The following is a 20,481-nucleotide window of genomic DNA, read 5'->3' as shown; positions in this document are numbered from 1 at the left end:
TTATGTACATGGATCTATCTACAATTATTTAGCAGCTGAGGATGGTTAATAACCAGGTGAAACATAGAATTTCGTATTTTGGTGAGTTTTATAAAACAAAGGAAAACCACAAATAGGTAAAAATTTCATGTTCTCATTCAAAGGTAGAAAAGTAATATAAAAGATTTTAATAGATAAAGGGAAGGGGTATACTCACTCATCCCTTAAAAAGATTGAAAAAAATATGATGAATTGTGGGGAATTTGAATCAAATCCAAGATGAAATTCTTTTAAATGTAGACCTTTGTCGAAATTAATGGCATTTTTGGTATAATAAGGTTTCGCTAAGACGTATTTTGTCTGGAATGCCTGAAGTGGATTTCTCTATGAATCTATAATCATTACAATAGGAGGAATGTATGCAAGAAGATCAAACGCGCTATTCCAGGCTGGCTAAGATAACCCAATTGATGAATTCAAAGCTGGAATTAAAGAATGTGTTAGAACACGTCGTACTGGCCATCTCAGAAGAGATTATGCGGTGTGATTCGGTAGGCATTTATCTGCCCCAGGAAAATGGAACCTACAGAGGATATGTTGGGAAACCAGACGAGATGAATGGAATCACATTGGACATGCTTGTGATTGATCCCAAGGAGGATCAGCTGGCAAAAGAGGCACTGGAAACCAGAAAAGCGATTTATATACCGGACACGGCGCAGGATGACCGGCCTGATCCAGGTCCGATCCGGGCGTTTCAAATAAAATCGTTATTATGCGTTCCGATTGTAAAAGAAGACTCCATATATGGATTGGTTTATTTATTCGACTATGGAATTCCTATGAATCTCACACAATCCGAAATTCAGTCAGTCGAGGCTTATGTGAATATGGCCGCTGTTGCCATAAGTAACGCAAATACCATTACGAGAAAAGAGAATTTAATCAAAGAAAAGCAATTGCTTTTGGATGTGAATCGGGACCTCTCGCTATGCTCGACCATGCAGGAGGTGCTGGAAACCTGTTTCTCCTATGTCGGCAGGGTGTTGAATAATCCTAACGCTGCAGCTCATATTTTGGATCCCATTGCGGAGAGGAAAATCAAACCGGCAAGCTTAAGCAAAACCAGCAGCTGGTCCGTCGAGGATTGGAAGAAAACGCATGGAGATAATAGCTTCGATCATAATAACGATCCTCTTGTCCAGGAGGTAATTAGGACAAGGGAAGCCATATATGTGCCTGATGTTTATTCAGATCCAAGACCTGATCATGAATTGTGCCGGACGTTTGAGATACAAGGTCTTTATATTATGCCGCTCAATGCAATGGGGAAGGTGCTCGGGACAATACCTGTGGCAAACTTTAATGAGAGTGACAGCAAATATACGAAAGCGGACAGGCAGCTCGCTCAGTCCGTAGTGGACATGACAGCTCTGGCTCTCTCTAATCACCTTTTTTTCGAAAAGCAGGAGCTGATTATACAGGAAAGAACGTCTGAATTAAAAAAGAAAAATGTCGAGCTGGAAAAGGTCGTGCAGAAGCTCCGCCGTCTAAGCCGTGAAAATGAATTAATCTTAAACTCAGCAGGTGAAGGGATCTTCGGCCTGGATTTGAATGGGAATTTCACCTTTTGTAATCCTGCTGCTGTTACCATGCTGGGTTACAGCGATAAAAATGATTTGATCGGCCGGCCATTCAGCGGGATTTATGGAAAATTAAAGGGCAGTAAGGATGGGAAGAAAACGTTTTTCATTCCTAAAAACAAACAGATGACCGACGAATTCTTCATGAAAAGGGACGGAACCAAGTTCCCGGTTGAATTTTTCTCTTCTACGATCAAAGAGAATAACCGAAATGTTGGATATGTGGTTACCTTCAAGGATATTACGCATCGAAAGCAAATGGAAGAGGAGATCAGGTATCATGCGTATTACGACAGTTTAACCGGGCTTCCAAACAGGGTGCTTTTTCAAGACCGACTGAACCAGGCATTAACAGCTGCTTCAAAGCATAACGAACAGCTTGCGGTCATGTTTTTGGATTTAGACCGATTTAAAAATATTAATGATACCTTAGGCCATAGTGTGGGCGATCTCCTCCTGCAGGAAGTAGCGATAAGGCTTCAAAGAATTATTCCAGACGACTGCACGGTCTCAAGGCAGGGCGGGGATGAGTTTACGGTGCTGATTCCCAATATTCAGGATGAAGAAGAGGTTAGAAGTCTGGCTAATAGAATAATTGAGGATTTCTCGCATTCAATCGATTTGAATGGGATTGAGGTATTTATCAATACGAGCATCGGAGTCAGTCTTTTTCCTCGTGATGGAAATCATGCAGACACATTGCTCAAGAACGCGGATACCTCTATGTATAAGGCTAAGGAATCGTTTGGGGGAAATCTGGAGTTTTACAAGCAGGGAATGGAATTCCGGACCCTTGAGAGTGTTAAGCTGGAAAACGACTTATACCGGGCTTTAGAGAATGATGAATTCTGTCTGTACTACCAGCCTCAGATCGATGCGGTTGCCAATAAAATCGTTGGGGTGGAGGCGCTGATAAGATGGGACCATCCGGCAAAAGGAATGATTTCGCCAGGGGAGTTCATCCCGATCGCCGAGGAAACGGGGTTGATCTTCCCAATAGGAAAGTGGATTCTTGGTGAAGCCTGTACCCAAATGAAAAAATGGCTGAATGCAGGATTCCCGATTGAAAAGGTTTCCGTTAATATTTCAGCCCAGCAATTTAATAGAAGAGAATTGATCGAAACGGTAAAAACAACATTAGACGAGACCCATCTGTCACCCAAACACCTGGAATTGGAACTTACAGAAAATGCCATCATCCATAATACAGACGCTACACTGTGCATCATGAAAAAATTAAAGGAATTGGGCATTCGGATTTCCATTGATGACTTTGGGACAGGATATTCTTCGCTTGGTTATCTGAAGAATTTCCCGATAGATACGTTAAAGATTGACCAGACCTTTGTCCGGGACATCATCTGCGATCCCAATAATGCGGCCATTACCAATACCATCATTGCTCTTGCCCGTAATTTACATCTCGACGTGATTGCAGAAGGAGTAGAATCGGAGGAGCAAATCCGCTTTTTACTAAACAATCACTGTTACTACATGCAGGGCTATTACTTCAGCCGTCCAATCGCGGCCAGCGAAATTGAGGCTAAGTATTTTCTAAATGTATAGAGGAGGAACTATAAATGAAAGCGGTAAGACCAGTTCTGCAATTTCTCCAGGGCGGCGGGGTTGAATACATATTTGGCATTCCTGCCGGTTCGGTGAATGCGTTCTTTGATGAATTATATGATATGCCTGATATCATGCCCATTATCACCAAACATGAAGGCGCGGCTTCTTACATGGCAGCCTCCTACGCGAAATATAAGAACTCTCTGGGAGTGTGCATCGGAAGCAGCGGGCCTGGGGGTACGAATCTAGTGACAGGGGCAGCGAACGCTATGAGGGAGCATCTGCCCGTACTCTTTCTAACAGGTGCTGTACCGGTAAGTACAGAAGGTTTAAATGCATCACAGGAGCTGGATGCTGAACCTGTGTTTAGATCCATCACGAAATATAGTGTGACCGTTCGGGAAGGGAAGGAATTGGTGAAAGAAGTAGCCAAAGCGGTGGAAATTGCGCTGTCCGGGGTTCCAGGACCGGTTCATGTTGCCATGCCGATCGATGTTCAGCTTGAAAGCATTCCGGAAACGGAAATCCCTCCTTATCCAAAAAGGGTGCCGCTCGTACCGGAGACCAGCACAATAAAGAAGGCCGCTAAAAAGCTACATGACTCTAAAGATGGGTTTATTTTGGCCGGCCAGGGCATAAGGGGCTCACAGGATCAGCTGCTGCAGCTGGCTGACATGCTTGGATGGCCGATCATCACCACTCCCCAGGCTAAGGGAAGCATTCCTTCAGACCACCCATTGAATGCGGGTGTGTTTGGCTTTGCAGCTCAAGAGCCGGCTTCTGACCTCATCAACAATGGTTCGGGCGAGACAATCCTGGTTGTCGGCTCAAGCCTCGGCGAAACAGCCACAAGCAATTATAGCAGCAAGCTGTCCGATAACCGGTCTATTATTCAGCTTGATTTCGATGAAAGTGTTTTTCACCGCAGATATCACACCGACATCCCAGTTTTAGGGGACATCTCTCTAAGTCTGGAAATGCTGACTAATGAATTAAACGAGCTCGGAAGAAAGCAAAGCTCATTCACGCTTAAACCAAGCGAAGAGGTTAAGGTTAATCAGGAGTTTAACACCCAAAATATCCTTTTCAAGCTGCAGGAATACCTGCCTTCGACAACCCGCTATACGGTTGATATCGGGGAATTTATGTCCTATGTCATTCACTATATGAAAGTCTTCGAACAAGATACGTTTGATATAAACGTTCATTTTGGGGCGATGGGAAGCGGAATCAGTGCTGCACTTGGTTCTAAGCTTGCGGACCCCGAACGTCCGGTAGTCTCTATTACAGGCGATGGCTGTTTCTTTATGCACGGCATGGAATTGATTACCGCAAAAGAATATAATCTGCCGATTTTATTTATTGTGATTAATAACGCCAGACTTGGAATGGTGTACCATGGACATAACCTTCAGTATAAGCGGTCACATGCAAGGTTTGAACAAAACCCGGTGAATATTTCAGACATGGCCAGATCAATGGGCATACCATCTGCCAGAGTGGAAAGTCTCAAAGATATTAACATGGACCTTCTTGCCCCTCTGCAGACTAATGAAGGCCCTGCTCTTATTGAAATTGCCTTAGTGGATAATAATGTTCCCCCGATGGGAGACAGAGTCAAGTTTCTTTCGTCTTTTGGGAAGTAACTCTTAGAGAACGAGGCTCTGATTCACGGTGTTTGAAAAATAAGCAGAAAAATCCGTTTAAATAAGAAATATGCATATTCCCTTAAAAATAAAGGGAGTTTTTCCGCTTATGTGATCTAAATCCATGGGTTTGGTCTTAACTAGAGCAAGTTAAGCGTAATTCTCCGCTTACTAATAAATGATAACAGAGCCTAGAATTAAATAGCCGAGGAGCTGCACTTTTTATGAAATCAAATGAAAATGATCGGACAACGGCAAAAGTGAATAGAATGGATTGCCGCTTACCCGCAAGTCCATCAGGAAGCGATATTACCAGAGTGGTCAAAGATATTTTTGAGATTGATTTAGACAGAATTTCTTCAGAATATCACGGAAGTGTGGTCTTGAAATACCCTGAAGAGATCATGGAAGGCATCCTTAAAGAAATAGGGACGGGGTCTAATAAAACCGAGATCGATCAGAAAATCATGGCTATGAAAAAAGCAGAAGCCATGGATTTGTTTTTGAGATCAAGACAGAATAAGCTAACGGGGCCAGAAATCAGGAAGGTCATTAATGATATCTTTGGCATCAATCTCGATGGGATTTCCTCCTTGGAGAACGGCCGTATTTCTTTATATTCTAAAGGGCAGTGGATTCTAAGGAATGATAACGATTTATTTGTTGTGTGGACCGGAAAAAATGATAAGGATGCAAAAATCTATCCAACTGCTGCCTTTACTACAGAGACAGGTTCTAACACAATTCCTCAATCACTAAAGGAAAAGCTTTTCGATCTTGGTTACCAATACAAGGAAGACGGAAGCTGCTATTATGAAGATCCAAATGATGAAACCGTTCCTGACGCATTTAAAGGGAAGACGATGGGAATCCTCTTAGATACAATAAAATCCCTTTAATGCATGAGTCTTATGTAACGTTCTGTATACTATAGACAAGCCAATGGTGATTTTTCACCGTTGGCTTTTATTATGACAATGATACCTATTACATATCACAGGAAAAAAGTAGACGCATTTCCATGGTAAGAATTTGGGGGTGATTTGAGCAGTGCTCTCATGTTAGCATGTATGGAGTAAATCTTATGCAAGGGAGACGAACGATGAGAATAAAGCAAAGCGCTGCTCTATTTCTTGTAACGGCCTTATTACTCACGCTGACGATCCCAGGTTCATTTAGAGGGAACTCCTCGAGTCAGGAAAAAACAGTAATGGCAGTTGACCAAAAGAAAAGAGAAGCTTCAAAACATACACCTCGTAATGCGGCAGAAAAAAAGAAGGCCGCTGCCCCTAAAAAAGCTGCACCCAAAGGACCAGAAATCAAACTATCCGTGCCAGAAAAAAAGCTTCTTGAACGCCTTGTGCAAGCAGAAGCTAAAGGGGAACCCTATAAAGGCAAAGTGGCTGTAGCGGAAGTGGTGATTAACCGTGTCCAGAGCGGCCAATTCCCGGATACAGTAAAGGAAGTCATTTACCAGAAGAAGCAGTTCCAGCCAGTTTCAAACGGACAGATTAATAAGCCGGCCGGACAGGATGCCAAAAAGGCAGTGAATGAAGCTCTTTATAGCAATTCAAAGATTACCACCGCATTATATTTCTTTAATCCCGATGCTACAAATGATGGATTCATGCATTCTAGGCCGGTTGAAAAGAGAATAGGAAATCATCTTTTCACCTCCTGATAAATAAAACCATTTCAACTTAAGGATAAAATAAGGAACAGGATATATTATATAGAAACACTCGATACTCTCTATGTAGAGCCCGTCTAATTTTTGGATGGGCTATTTTTTATACCTATATAAATACGGCTTCGAACCACTAAGGATTGCTGTAGCGTGGCTCGTATTTCTAGAACAATGACTGTATCATTGTTTGTATTTGATTATTATTTTCATCTTTTTTACCTATTTTACAAAAACTACATTCTACAGGCCCGAGGAGTGAGGGCGTATCTCGAAGCCGTACATCCACCGCAAATGCATTCACTTCTAAACTTAATATTTACAAGTTCTTCTCTTTTCTCCCCATAGTAAACCCTTAAATCAGTATTACCTTATCCCAGCTGAGACAGAAGCACGAAAGAATCGATTTTTTTAGTTAAAAGGGATAATAGGAAATATTTAAAAGTGATATAGCAAAAATTTAAAACCAATGAAAAGATATATCAAATAGGATAAAATTAATTAGAAAATTTTAAAAAGTGAGATAAATTTAAAAAAGATAAAATAAAAAAATGAAACCGCTGTCAATCTATGTTTATTAAGATTTTGTTAGGAGGAGAGAATGATTGGCTGAATTGCTTATTGTTGATAATGACCAAATGGCGAGGCAAGAGGTAAGCTGCAAAATAAGGGAAAGTAAATATCATTTTCTATCCATTTATGAAGCAAGTACCGTTCAACGAGGATCGCTGCTTCTTAAGCAAAATCAGCCAAGTGCCCTAATTATGGACTTATCTTTACCTGATATGGATGGGATTCAATTTGGCCGGACAGCTCTCCAATTGTATCCTACTTTACCCATTATCGTTCTCACTCAGTTGAAAATGTTTGAATTAGTACAAAAGGCAATGAACTCTGGTTTTTCTTCTTATTTATTGAAACCGGTTTCAAAAAATGAACTAATAGAAACGTTTGACAGGGTCCTTGCGCCAGAAATCAGCTCTCAGGTTCATTATGGGATTAATCATTCGTCGGGAGAGTTTGTAACAGATTTAAAGAATCCGATCGACAGTGCTATCCAATATATACAAATGAACTATGGAGAATCTTTAACGCTAAAAGCCATCTCTAATAGGGTATACCTTAGCCCATCTTATTTTAGCAGGTTATTTAAGGAAGAAACGGGAATGACCTTTGTTGAGTATGTAATGTTTGTAAGAGTTCAAAAAGCCAAGGGGATGCTTCGTTTGTCTTCACTTCCAGTTGAAGTAATTGCCAATAATACAGGCTTTGCCAATTCCAGTTATTTTGCCACTGCCTTCAAAAAATTAGTGGGAAAAACGCCCACAGAGTACCGGGAACAATTTCATTTGGATCCTAGTGTGACAATTACAAGCTGAAAGGGAGGTGAAAAGATGAACTCCATTTACAAGGAGTTACAAAGATGTAAACGTAACGGTTTAAGAGGCGTTGTTGGGACTATTATTTCGACAGAAGGATCAACCTATCAAAAAACCGGGGCCAAATGCTTTATTAGTGAAGATGGAGTCTTAACAGGCCTTTTAAGCGGGGGCTGTGTAGAAGGGGACTTACAGGAGTACGTACATGACATACTGGCGTCGGGGCTTCCAAGGATTGTTCATTATGATTTTCAGGATGATGGGGATATTGTGTGGGGATTAGGCTTAGGCTGCAACGGAAAACTCAATGTTTTTTTGGAGCCTTATGTTCCTGAAGAAAACAAAAGCAGGGCAAATATAATAGAATCCTTTTTTTTAGCTGCTCAAACGAAACCCATCCACAGAATCACCATAGTGGAGTGTAACGACACATCGCTGCTTGGAACATCTTGGATGGTTGAACCTGCAGCTAAGGAATTGCCCGCACTTCCATTCCAGGAAATCCTGCAGGACTACCAGAGCAGAAGACAAACAAAAAAGAATAGCCTTGCCACTATTGCGGGCAATTCCAAGCTTCTGGTTTTCTATGAGTTTACTGAACCACCCCCTAATCTAATCATCTTTGGTGCCGGCCCTGACGCCATTCCGTTAGTGAAAATAGCGAAAACATTGAATTGGCATATCACAGTATTAGATTATAGAGCAGCGTTTGCTAATAAAAAGAATTTCCCCGAAGCGGATCGGCTGATCGTCTATCCTTCGGGAGAGATTCCGGAAATCGAAATCAACCAAAACTCATATATCATCCTAATGACACACAACTTTCTGCAAGACCAAGCCATATTAGAGCGCATTTTAAAAATGGCACCTGCATATATAGGCGTGCTAGGGCCGAGAAAAAGAACAGATCAATTGATTGGAACCACTATGACTCCTGGAACATGCCCGGGTCTGCATGTGATTCATAGCCCGATTGGTCTGGATTTGGGTTCGAAAACCCCAGAAGAAATTGCGTTAAGTATGGCAGCCGAAATAATGGCTGCTTACCGTGGCGGGACTGGCCGCAGATTGAGCGAAGTAAAGGGTGCACTTTTTGGTGTTGAGAAGGAGCGTGAAGTCCTATCGATATCGTAACAAAAAAGATTTGGGGAATTATTCTTGCGGCGGGATTTTCCAGACGAATGGGAACCGCAAAGCTATTACTTCCCTATAAAGGCAAATCCATATTGGGCCATGTGATGGAGCAGAGCCTAAACTCGAAGTTGTCCGGAATCTCGGTCGTAGTAAATCCTCAGATCCCTGAATTGGTAAAGGAAGCTTATTTACCAGGTATCGATAAGGTCATCTTAAATGAACAGGCTTCAAAGGGACTTTCAGCTTCCATAAAGTCAGGATTACTCTCGGTACCGGCCGATACTGCGGGGGTCATGTTCTTGCTCGGTGATATGCCGTTAATAACATTACATGAAATTAACAAAGTGATCGAAGATTACTCTGCACAGAAGGATGCACCATTGATCGTTCAGTCAAGCTATAAAAATCAAAAAGGACACCCGGTTTTATTTGATAGGCGTCTGTTTCCTGAATTTTACTTTGTAGATGGTGATGAAGGCGGTAAATCCATTATCAATAAGTATAAACGCCAGGTTTACTATTCAAATATGGAAACAAGCATGGCTTCTGATATTGACACAGATGTAGACTACCAAAAATTACTTCGGGAGGAGGTCTGTTAGATGAAGAATGTTATTGGCAGCTCGGTAACCCGAGTAGAAGATGCAAGATTGCTAACAGGGCAAGGGACGTATATTGATGATATTGGCGTACCCCCAAATACAGCTCATGCAGCAATAGTGCGCAGTACGTACCCCCACGCCATCATAAAGTCCATCGATGTGTCGGAAGCCTTATTGGTGCCTGGGGTTAAAGGAGTTATAACTGGCAGAGAAATCGAAGCCTACCTGAATCCCTTTAGTGTCGGTGTCAGTGCACCTGTTAACTATTATCCCATTGCCATAGATAAAGTAAGGTATGTGGGAGAACCAGTTGCCGTCATCGTGGCAAAAGACAGGTATGTAGCTGAAGATGCAGCCGAATTGGTAAGAGTAAAATACGAGCCGCTGCAGCCAATAGTTGATATAGAAAAGACGATGGACCAAGATGCGCCTTTGCTGCATGAGAATGTTGGTTCCAATATCGCAAACCATCGTTCCTTTCATTATGGAGATGTCGACCGTGCATTTAATGAGGCCGACCTAATCGTCAAACATAAATTCCATTTTCCAAAATATTCGGCTACTCCTGTGGAAACGTATGGGATCATTGCACAATATGAAAATAGTTCAGACCGATATACCATTCATGCCAACTTTCACGGACCGTTTATCATTCAGTCCGTTATGGCAGGAGCTTTAAAAATCCCTAGTAATCGGCTTAGAATCATTATTCCAAAAGACATCGGCGGAAGTTATGGAATTAAGGCAGGTACCTTTCCGTATATGGTTTTATTAGCCGTTGCCAGCCGGATCGCCGGATGCCCTGTCAAATGGATTGAAGACAGACAGGAACATTTGTCAGCAAGCTCCAGTGGAACAGACCGGGTGACCTATATCGAAGCTGCGGTGAATGAGGATGGGAAAGTTCTTGGCCTTAAGATGAAGATGATGGATAATGTCGGCGCCTATATTCGTGCACCAGAACCAGCATGCCTTTACCGGACCCATGCAAATACCACCGGTGCATATGATATTCCTAACCTGAAGATCGATGGGTATGTAGTGATGACAAATAAATTGCCGACAGGATTGATTAGGGGATATGGAGGCCAGGAACTCTACTTTCCATTGGAACGGATTATGCAAATGATAGCGTTTAAACTACATTTAGATCCCGTAGATGTCATCCAAAAGAATTTGATAAAGACCCGTCAATTTCCCTACCAGACGGCATCAGGCGGAATTTATGACAGCGGGGATTACGAGAGGGCGCTTCAACTGGCGCTGGATACCGGCCGGTACAAGGAATTCAGGAAAAAGCAGGAAGAAGCCAGAGGTAAGGGCAGGATTTTTGGGGTAGGGCTCGCTTGCATTGTAGAACCTTCAGGCTCAAATATGGGGTACATTACCATTGCCTTAACCCCTGATGAACGGGCCGCGTCTCTGCCGAAGTCCGGCTGTACCGAAGCAGCGACCGTTTCCATGGATCCTATGGGATTTGTAAATGTCAGAATCAGTACGGCGCCGACAGGCCAGGGCCATGAGACGGTGACCGCCCAAATCGTAGCGGATGTGCTTCAGATTCCGAAGGAACAAATTAATGTAGTAGCTGAACTCGACACATCTACAAGTCCGTGGTCCATTGCTTCTGGAAGCTATTCCAGCCGTTTTGCATCACTTGGTTCAAGTGCTGTTTATCTGGCCGCTCAGAAAGTAAAGAAGAAATTATTACAAATAGGTGCTCATCATCTCCAGGTACCTGAAGAGGACCTTTACTTTGAGAATGCTGCCATCCTATCAAAAAGTGATTCTTCCATAAGGTGGCCATTGAAAAGAGCAGCTGGATCAGCGCATTGGAACCCTTTGTCCCTTCCTGAGGGAATGGAACCCGGAATCTATGAAACGTACTATTACACCGCAAAAATAGCTGAACCACCGGATCAGAATGATTTAATAAATTCTTCTATCACCTATGGATTTGTTGCGGATATGGTCACAGTAGAAATAGATCCAGAGACAGGTCAAGTGGAAATCCTGGACTATATTACAATCCATGATGCAGGTAAATTGTTGAATCCCTTAATTGTGGACGGGCAGATATATGGAGGGCTGGTCCATGGACTAGGCGGGGCGCTTTACGAAGAACTTGCCTATGATGAAAAAGGTCAATTCTTAACAGGCACCTTTATGGATTACCTCTGTCCAACTGCACCGGAAATTCCGAATATTACCATTAGGCATATTGAAACTCCATCTCCGGTTACTCCACTTGGAGCAAAAGGGCTGGGTGAAGGAAATACCATGAGTGCTCCTGTGGCAATTGCTAATGCGGTAAGCGATGCATTGAAACCCTTTGGCGTAACGATTGATTCACTTCCACTAAGCCCAAATAAAATTTGGAAATTACTTTCTGAACAAAAGGCTGCCAATACATTAAAGAGGTGAGGATATGAATGGACAAGGAACATTAAAATTAGATGCGGGAATTGAAAAGTCATGGGAAATATTACTCGACCCGCATGTCTTAGAAAAATGCATAATGGGCTGTAAGAAGCTCGTATTAGTTTCGGAAAATACCTATAATGCCGAGCTTTCGATAGGGATTGCAGCCGTGAAAGGAAAATATGAATCTACGATTGAGATTGCGGATCTTGAGGAACCTAAGCATTACAAGCTTATCGTCAAAGGCGAAGGCGGGCCTGGTAATGTGGAAGCGACCGGGATTATCGATCTTACCCCTATTGATGAATCCTCAACTGAGCTTGCCTATTCGTATGAGGCAGAAGTTGGTGGAAAGGTAGCCATGATTGGCCAGCGTATGCTGGGTGGAGTGGCCAAATTAATCATTCAGGACTTTTTCAAAAAACTGGCCAGAGAGTTAAAGCGAATTGAAGCGTAAGCGAGAAGGGAGGATTCTACTTGAAACCAGCAAAATTTGATTATTACCGTCCTACAACAGTTGAATCTGCACTTTCTCTGCTCGATGAATCCGGGTTTGACGGAAAAATCATCGCTGGGGGGCAGAGCCTGGTTCCCATAATGAATATGCGGCTCTCCACACCTGATTGTTTAATCGATATCAATCATTTAAACGATTTGGATTTTATCGAACTGGATAACGAAAAAATCAAAATTGGAACTCTAACGAGACAAAGCCGTGTGGAAGCGTCTGCAAAGATAAAGGAAAAATGCGGCCTTTTGAGTGAAGCTGTCCCTTTCATCGGTCATGTTCAGACGAGAAACAGGGGCACCTTTGGGGGGAGCCTCGTTCATGCAGATCCAAGTGCAGAAATACCCCTTTCTTTGATGGCTTCAGGCGGATCCGTGCTGATCGCCTCTAAGGACGAATCAAGAGAGGTGAAGGTGGAAGATTTCTTCGTAACCTATTTGACGACAGACCTTCTGCCTACTGAACTTCTGACGGAGGTCCATATTCCAGTCTGGGAAGGCAGGATCGGTCATTCCTTTCAGGAAATATCCCGCAGGCACGGTGATTTTGCTTTGGTTGCTTCTGCCTGTCAGCTGTGCTTAGATGACCAGGATAAAATAAGCAGAGTCAGGCTTGCCCTGGGTGGTGTGGAAGCTGTGCCCCTCTTAGTGGAAGAGGTAAACCAAATCATGGCGGGAGAAAAGATTTCTGAAATGCTGCTGGATAAGGTGGCGGAAATTGTAAAATCAGCGGTGGATCCAGAATCCGATCTTCATGCATCGTCGGAATATCGAAGACATCTCGCCACCGTATTGACAAAACGAACCCTGCAAACCGCTTACAATCGGGCAAGGAGGTCAATGTGATGGGCGTACACCAGGTTAAACTTACGATCAATGGAAAAACGGTTGTGGAAGGAGTTGAATCACGCACCCTTTTAAGTGACTTCATCCGAGATGGCTGTGGGCTTACAGGGACCCATGTAGGGTGTGAGCATGGTGTATGCGGTTCCTGCACCGTCATTGTGGATGGTGCGGCTGTTCGAAGCTGTTTAATGTTTGCCGTACAGGCAGATGGTCTTGAGATCGAGACGGTAGAAGGACTTAGCCAAAATGGAGAGCTGGGGCCGCTGCAGAAGAACTTTAAAGAGTGCCACGGATTGCAATGTGGTTTTTGCACACCGGGAATACTCATGTCTGCAACTGACTATCTATCGAAACATCCTGAACCAACCACCAGGGAATTGAAAGAAATGCTATCTGGACATCTGTGCAGGTGCACGGGTTATGATGGAATTCTAAAAGCTATCCAAAAAACCGTTGAGGAAAATAAAGAGACAATCTCTTAGAAGGGAGTTGAATCTATGAACTTATCAACCATGTTTGATTTTGTGGTAGAAAGGCATCCAAACCGGCTTGCTCTAGTAGAAGGACAAAAGAGATACACGTATAACCATCTCAATAATGAAATCACAAAGGTCGCGGCGTCCCTGCAGCGAATGGGGATTAAACAGCAAGATCGGGTAATCATTGTCTTAAAAAACAGACTTGAAAACGTCGTGATATATTGGGCGATTCAAAAGCTCGGCGCTGTGTACACCCCTATCAATCATAGACTATCGGCTAAAGAAGTAGAGTATTGTGTGAACGATGCAGAAGCAAGAGCGGTCGTCTACGAAGTCTCCAGCCAGGATGCTGTCCTGAATGCATCCTTAGAAGGAAATCCCATTTTAATAGGATTAGGCGGCGCAGAGGGTGCTGATATTTATTACGAAGAGCTGGTGGATCGAAGTCCAGGCAGCTTTAAGAAACCAATGATTTATGATGAAGACATCGCTCTGATGCTTTATACCTCAGGAACAACAGGCCTGCCAAAGGGTGTCCCAAGAAGCCATAAGAATGAATACTCGGCCGCTATTGCCCATATCATTCAAAATCAATATACCGATGGGGAGAGCACATTAGGTACCATGCCCTTATATCATACGATGGGGATGCGTTCCTTGCTTGCAGTCGCCTTTTTGAATGGGAAATACGTAGTGCTGCCCGATTTCGATGCAAAGGAGGCTCTGGAACTGTTAAGCGAAGAAGAAATAACCTCTCTTTACCTGGTTCCCACTCTCTATCATGACATCTTAAGCCATGATGATTTTGAAAGCTATCCTTTAGACAAGCTTGAGAAAATTGGGTATGCCGGGGCTTCAATGACGACCGCGCTTACGGAAAGATGCATGAAGTTATTAAAGCCTAAAGTGTTCGTCAATCATTATGGAAGCACGGAAATCTATACGTTTACCATTTGTCCTTATGTCGAAAAGAAACCAGGCTGTGCTGGGAAACCCGGCCTGCACCAATGTGTGCGGCTTGTTAAACCCGATGCCGGGGGGAATTCACTGCCGCATCATAAGATCGGTAAAGGGGAAATTGGGGAAATCATCATAAATCTCAATTCGGATGAGGCGTTTAAGGGATATTGGAATAAACCAGAGGCGACCCAAAAGGCCATACGTGAGGGCTGGTATTTTACGGGAGATCTCGGGGTCATCGATGATGACGGGGATTTGTATGTGGTCGGAAGAGTGGATGACATGATTATCTCAGGAGGAGAGAATATTCATCCGCTTGAGGTAGAAGATGTTCTTTCCAAACATCCTAAGGTTTCAGAGGTTGCCGTTGTCGGAGAAGAAGATGACCGCTGGGGACAAATCGTAGCTGCCTTTATCGTGCCCTCGGATCCAACGATCACTGTTCAGGAGCTGGATGAATATTGCAAAAGCGATCCAAGTATTTCCAATTTTAAAAGGCCCCGGAACTATGTGTTCTTAAAACAGATTCCAAAAAGCCCAGTTGGTAAGATTCTTCGTCGAAAGATAAGGGATGGAGAATTTGAGTTATATTTTAATAAAAATCAAATCGTAGGATAAGCGAAAGGGGAATTCTAAATGGAAATTACAACAAAATATGACCATATCAGAGTTGAAAAAGACAGGGAGAAACAAATCGCTACCATTGTATTCGATCGTCCCGAAAAAATGAATTATATCAGTATGACAGCCCGAGGACAATTCTCGGAAATCTTCGATGAATTAAATAAGGATGAAAATGTAAGGGTTATCATTATTAAAGGGGAAGGAGACAAAGCTTTCAGTGCCGGGGGCAGTATCCCGCAATTCATGGAAACTCATCCAGAAGAACTATCCCGTTTACGAATAAATGTGGCAGCACCAGAACGTTCTCCTAAACCCGTTATTGCTCAGCTTCAAGGCTTTACCTTTGGAGTTGGATTTGAAATCGCCATGGCATGTGATTTCCGGATTGCTGCAGATGACACACTTATGGGTCTGCCAGAAATGAATCTAGGCATGATACCAGGCAGCGGCGGTACTCAGCGCGTGGCGAAAGCAGTCGGACTAACGAGAGCCAAAGATATGATTATGAGAGCGAGAAGAATTCCTGCTGAGGAGGGATATCAATGGGGACTGCTGACAAAAGTCGTTGCGAAGGAGGATCTGGAATCAGAAGTTCAAAAGCTCGCGGAGGAGCTGATAAGATTTTCACCATTGGCCCAACGAGTTTGTAAAGAAGTATTAAACGCAGCAGAAGAAGGTCCGCTCAGCACTGGATTAGAAATCGAGGGCAGGGCATATGGAATGCTGAGAAGTACTCATGATTTTAAAGAGGGAGTAGATGCATTCGTCGAAAAGCGGAAACCACACTTTATTGGTAAATAACTACTTGACAGATACCCCCCACGCTGCCTGTGGGGGATTATCATAAAACACTATCCGTTACGGGCTTTAACAGAACATCATTAGTCTCTAGGTCGTTGAAAAAAAAGTATGGAGGGAAGAACTTATGTCCAACTCGATCCATTCAGAGGTTGTAGCAAACGTGCCCATTCAAAAGGGCAATAACCGTCAACTTGTATCAGCGACTATGGCATCACTTTTAGGGTGGTCCTTTGACCTTTATGATCTTTTCATTCTATTATATGTAACCCCTACCATTGGATCTTTATTTTTTCCGAGCAGCAACCCAACCCTATCGCTTGCTGCCGTTTATGCTTCCTTTGCTGTTACATTGCTCATGAGGCCGCTCGGATCAGCTATTTTTGGATCTTATGCAGACAAAAATGGAAGAAAAAAAGCGATGACTGTAGCCATAGTCGGTGTCGGAGTGAGTACCGCTGTCTTTGGACTATTGCCAACTGTACCTCAAATTGGCGTATTCGCGACCATCATCTTCCTGGTTCTGCGCCTCTGCCAGGGAATATTTGTTGGAGGTGTGGTTGCCTCAAGTCATACGATTGGAACTGAATCTGCCCCTCCTAAATTAAGAGGTTTAATGTCCGGCCTGATAGGCGGAGGAGGAGCAGGTCTAGGCGCGTTGTTCGCTTCTATCGCATTCACGGTCGTTTCATCTTTTTTTCCTGGTGAGGCATTTAGTGAATGGGGATGGAGAGTCATGTTTTTCACCGGTATATTGGGAGCTATTGCTGGACTCTTTGTCTTCCGGACCCTGGATGAGTCACCTCTATGGAAAGGGCTCCAGGAAGAGAAAAAAGGTAAAGCTGTGAGTCATACGATCGAACAAAAGCCAGTAAAGACCTTGTTCACTACCTACTCTAAGGTTTTATTGGTAAACTTGATGATTGTAATTGGCGGTGGCACCGGTTATTATCTCACAGCAGGTTTTATACCTACCTTCCTGACCATCATTAATGATGTATCGCCGGGTACGAAGTCAGGAATCCTGATTGCTTCAAGCGTTGTAACGATTATTTCTGCGCTTCTTGTAGGACATCTAAGTGAAATAATCGGGAGAAAGAAGACGTTTCTTGCTATCGGTGTAGTAAATATCATCGGGCTACCATTCTTCTACCTTTCATTAGCTGATGCAGCAACTACTCCTTCCATTTATTTCTACACCATGTGCGTAGTATTCCTTGGGAATGCTGCTTATGCTCCTGTTCTGATTTTTCTAAATGAGCGTTTTCCCACTTCCATTCGATCAACCGGTACGGGAATTTCCTGGAATATGGGGTTTGCCGTGGGAGGTATGATGCCTACTTTTGTAACATTGGCAAGTGGGTCAGTAAAAAATATTCCACATACTTTAATGTATTTCTTTATCGGTATTTTCCTGCTTTATCTAATTGGAAGCGCTGTCATTAAAGAAACCAAGGGTAACTTAAATTAGCTATGTAGAGGAATAAAACCCATTCCTTTCGTATTTATGGAGTCCAGTTAGGAGGAGGAGAAAAATGACTGCTGTGGTAGATCAAAAAACCCCCGTTTATTACAACTATATAGGAGGAAATTGGGTTGAATCTTCGTCGCATGAGAGGATTGAATCATTTAATCCTGCAACGGGGGAGCTGGTAAGCTATTCCCAAAAGTCAAACTTGCACGATGTGAGGGAAACGATCGATTCTGTGCACCAAAATTACGTTACGAGTGATTGGTCCGTCAATCCAAAGCGCCGCTATGAAGCCCTGACTGGTTTGGCTCAAAAAATGACAGAGAAAATGGATGAACTGTCACGAATTTTGACATTGGAGCAGGGGAAAACCATTCGAGAGTCCCGGGTCGAGATATCCAGCTGTATTGATACCTTAAAATATTTTGCCGGTGCGGCCCGTACTGTTTTTGGACGATCCATTCAACTGGAGCCCAATAATCTTGGAGTCATCGTGAAAGAACCCATCGGGGTTGTGGGAATCATCTCACCCTGGAACTGGCCGGCTCTTTTAATGGTGCGGGAACTTGCACCTGCGCTTGCAGCTGGTAATGGCGTGATTGTAAAACCTGCAAGTTTGACTCCATCCATATCGGTGGAAATCTTTAAATTGATCGATGAGGTTCCTGAATTCCCAAAAGGGATTGCCAGTATCATTACAGGCCCTGGCAGCTCAATAGGGGCTGCAATGGCGATGAGCGAAAAAATTGACATGATCAGTTTTACCGGGGATACATCAACTGGAAGAGCCATCATGGAAATGGGCGCAAAGACCATTAAGAAAATTGCACTCGAGCTTGGCGGCAAGTCCCCAAATGTTGTATTTGCCGATGCAAATCTGGATAAAGCCATTCCGATCATTGGCAAGTCTATTTTTATTTCCGCAGGACAAATTTGTATGGCTGGGTCAAGAGTGTTAATACACGAATCGATCAAAGATGAAGTAATAGCCCGGCTAAAGGAATATGCAGAAGGGCTCCGGGTAGAAAACGGGATTTTGGAAAGTGCAGATATGGGACCGCTTTCTTCAAAAAGCCAGCTGGAAATCGTAGAGAAGTATTGTGAAATTGGCAAAGAGGAGGGCAGAATCATAACAGGCGGTTATCGATTGACCGGAGGGGACTATGATAAGGGATACTTCTTCAGCCCGACGATCATAGATGGACTTCCTGCTGATTCCCGAGTCGTAAAAGAGGAGATATTCGGCCCTGTCCTTGCGGTCCAAACTTTCTCGTCAGATGAAGAAGCGCTGAAAATAGCGAATGACAGTGACTTCGGGCTGTCAGCAGGTGTCTGGACCTCGGATTTGAATCGGGCAGTGAAAATGTCCCGGGGGATTAAGGCGGGTACTGTCTGGATCAATACGTACAATAAAAATTTTCCGGAAGCTGAATTTGGCGGCTACAAGCAAAGTGGTTTAGGGCGAACCAGAGGGATAGATGGACTGATGGAATATTGCGAAACGAAACATGTTCACATCGAAACGGATTAAGAAAGGTGGAAGAGTATGAGTGTAAGCGGCACATCTAAAGCAATAGATGTTGAATTCTCCTTTCATCTCCCGACCTTGATTGAATTCGGGTTTGGCAAAGCTTCTCTTCTTGGAGAGAGGCTTCTGAAATTAGGTGTGGGGAATGTGTTCTTGGTCAGTGATAAGGGAGTCGCATCTGCCGGGCTCCTGCAAAAATTAGAACAATCCTTACAAACGTCGGATATACATTTTAAAACCTACTTAGAGGTTGAGCCCGACCCTAGCCTGGAGACCATCGATCTGGGTGCGGAGGCTTTTAACTCAGGCAAGTATGACTGCATCGTGGCAGTCGGCGGTGGAAGTGCCATCGATACGGCAAAAGGAATCCGGGTAGTAGCGGGTAATGGCGGAAGCATTGGCGACTTTGCAGGTGTTGATAAGATCGGTAAAGCACCTCAGATTCCGTTGATTGCTGTACCGACTACGTCAGGAACTGGAAGTGAAGTAACCATTTTTGGAGTCTATTCCGACTGGGTGAAAAATGTGAAGGTGACCGTTACCAGCCAGTATATGGCGCCTACCATTGCGCTGGTTGATCCTGAGCTTACGATGAGATTACCTCGGAAGATGACAGCGGCATCAGGGATCGATGCACTGGCACACGGAATTGAATCCTATTTCTCATTGAGGTCCACATCTGCATCTAGAGCTCTGTCTTTAGAGGCAATAAACATAGTAGGAAACCACCTTCGCCAATCGGTAGCTAACGGGGAAGATAAAGAGGCCAGGTGTGGAATGTCTCATGGAAGTCTGCTTGCTGGAATGGCTTTTAACAATGGGTTTCTTGGTCTGGCCCATGCCATTGGAAGTGCGCTGTCAGGCCATTGTCATGTTCCGCATGGAGTCGCGATCGGTTTATTGCTTCCGCATGTGGTGGAATTTAACTCGTCCGAGTGTCCTGATCAGGCTGCTGAGATTGCTAAAATACTGGGAGTAAAGGCAGAGGATGAAAGGCAGCTGGCAGAACAAGCTTCTCACGCTGTCGGTGATCTGGTTAAAGACATTGGTCTTCCAACCCGGCTGAGAGATATGAATGTCCCCGAAGAAAAACTGGCTGACATTGCACGGGATTCCTTTCAAAGCGGGATGATGAAATTCAATCCGCGCAGAGCTTCCGAATCAGAAGTGCTTGAGCTGTTACATCGTGTGTATTGAATTCTCCAAATCAT

General features: G+C 43.7%; 16 protein-coding genes. All 16 read left to right on the top strand.

What is annotated here, in order from left to right:
• Nucleotides 1–398 precede the first annotated feature (398 nt).
• Nucleotides 399–3,188 (top strand): bifunctional diguanylate cyclase/phosphodiesterase, encoded by a 2,790-nt coding sequence (locus tag H539_RS0100175; RefSeq protein WP_026691831.1) that lies wholly within the window; start codon nucleotides 399–401, stop codon nucleotides 3,186–3,188.
• A gap of 14 nt (nucleotides 3,189–3,202) precedes the next feature.
• Nucleotides 3,203–4,837, top strand: coding sequence for a thiamine pyrophosphate-binding protein (locus tag H539_RS0100170; RefSeq protein WP_026691830.1), 1,635 nt, complete (start codon nucleotides 3,203–3,205; stop codon nucleotides 4,835–4,837).
• Between the two features lie 224 nt (nucleotides 4,838–5,061).
• A complete protein-coding gene (locus tag H539_RS29920) occupies nucleotides 5,062–5,736 on the top strand; it encodes a hypothetical protein (protein ID WP_051348364.1) in 675 nt (224 codons plus the stop codon).
• A 203-nt stretch (nucleotides 5,737–5,939) separates the two neighbouring features.
• Nucleotides 5,940–6,518, top strand: a complete 579-nt coding sequence (locus tag H539_RS29915; protein ID WP_051348363.1) for a cell wall hydrolase — start codon at nucleotides 5,940–5,942, stop codon at nucleotides 6,516–6,518.
• Nucleotides 6,519–7,126: 608 nt separating this feature from the next.
• The gene (locus H539_RS0100155) at nucleotides 7,127–7,900 is read left to right on the top strand and encodes a helix-turn-helix domain-containing protein (RefSeq protein WP_026691829.1); all 774 of its coding nucleotides are present in this window, start codon (nucleotides 7,127–7,129) and stop codon (nucleotides 7,898–7,900) included.
• Nucleotides 7,901–7,915: 15 nt separating this feature from the next.
• A complete protein-coding gene (locus H539_RS27345) occupies nucleotides 7,916–9,034 on the top strand; it encodes an XdhC family protein (RefSeq protein ID WP_051348362.1) in 1,119 nt (372 codons plus the stop codon).
• Nucleotides 9,022–9,636, top strand: a complete 615-nt coding sequence (locus H539_RS0100145) for an NTP transferase domain-containing protein (protein ID WP_026691828.1) — start codon at nucleotides 9,022–9,024, stop codon at nucleotides 9,634–9,636. Before H539_RS27345 ends, H539_RS0100145 begins: the two co-directional genes overlap by 13 nt.
• A complete protein-coding gene (locus tag H539_RS0100140; protein WP_026691827.1) occupies nucleotides 9,637–12,060 on the top strand; it encodes a xanthine dehydrogenase family protein molybdopterin-binding subunit in 2,424 nt (807 codons plus the stop codon). It begins immediately after the preceding gene.
• A 4-nt stretch (nucleotides 12,061–12,064) separates the two neighbouring features.
• Nucleotides 12,065–12,514, top strand: a complete 450-nt coding sequence (locus tag H539_RS0100135) for an SRPBCC family protein (protein WP_026691826.1) — start codon at nucleotides 12,065–12,067, stop codon at nucleotides 12,512–12,514.
• Nucleotides 12,515–12,534: 20 nt separating this feature from the next.
• On the top strand, nucleotides 12,535–13,410 hold the full coding sequence (locus H539_RS0100130; protein WP_026691825.1) for an FAD binding domain-containing protein: 876 nt from the start codon (nucleotides 12,535–12,537) through the stop codon (nucleotides 13,408–13,410).
• Nucleotides 13,410–13,892 carry a (2Fe-2S)-binding protein gene (locus H539_RS0100125; protein ID WP_026691824.1) on the top strand — a complete coding sequence of 161 codons (483 nt, stop codon included), beginning with the start codon at nucleotides 13,410–13,412 and terminating at the stop codon, nucleotides 13,890–13,892. Before H539_RS0100130 ends, H539_RS0100125 begins: the two co-directional genes overlap by 1 nt.
• 15 nt (nucleotides 13,893–13,907) lie before the next feature.
• Nucleotides 13,908–15,467, top strand: coding sequence for an AMP-binding protein (locus H539_RS0100120; RefSeq protein WP_026691823.1), 1,560 nt, complete (start codon nucleotides 13,908–13,910; stop codon nucleotides 15,465–15,467).
• Between the two features lie 18 nt (nucleotides 15,468–15,485).
• Entirely contained in the window at nucleotides 15,486–16,274 is a 789-nt protein-coding gene (locus H539_RS0100115) for an enoyl-CoA hydratase/isomerase family protein (RefSeq protein ID WP_026691822.1), read from the top strand.
• A gap of 124 nt (nucleotides 16,275–16,398) precedes the next feature.
• The gene (locus H539_RS0100110) at nucleotides 16,399–17,742 is read left to right on the top strand and encodes an MFS transporter (RefSeq protein WP_051348360.1); all 1,344 of its coding nucleotides are present in this window, start codon (nucleotides 16,399–16,401) and stop codon (nucleotides 17,740–17,742) included.
• 64 nt (nucleotides 17,743–17,806) lie between these two features.
• Entirely contained in the window at nucleotides 17,807–19,273 is a 1,467-nt protein-coding gene (locus tag H539_RS0100105; RefSeq protein WP_051348359.1) for an aldehyde dehydrogenase family protein, read from the top strand.
• Nucleotides 19,274–19,288: 15 nt separating this feature from the next.
• Nucleotides 19,289–20,467 (top strand): iron-containing alcohol dehydrogenase, encoded by a 1,179-nt coding sequence (locus H539_RS0100100; RefSeq protein WP_051348358.1) that lies wholly within the window; start codon nucleotides 19,289–19,291, stop codon nucleotides 20,465–20,467.
• The last annotated feature ends 14 nt before the right edge of the window (nucleotides 20,468–20,481 follow it).

Origin of the sequence: Peribacillus kribbensis DSM 17871, assembly GCF_000430765.1 — a bacterium.
In the GTDB taxonomy this organism is placed as follows: domain Bacteria; phylum Bacillota; class Bacilli; order Bacillales; family DSM-1321; genus Paraperibacillus; species Paraperibacillus kribbensis.
This window is presented reverse-complemented; position numbering and strand designations above follow the sequence as displayed.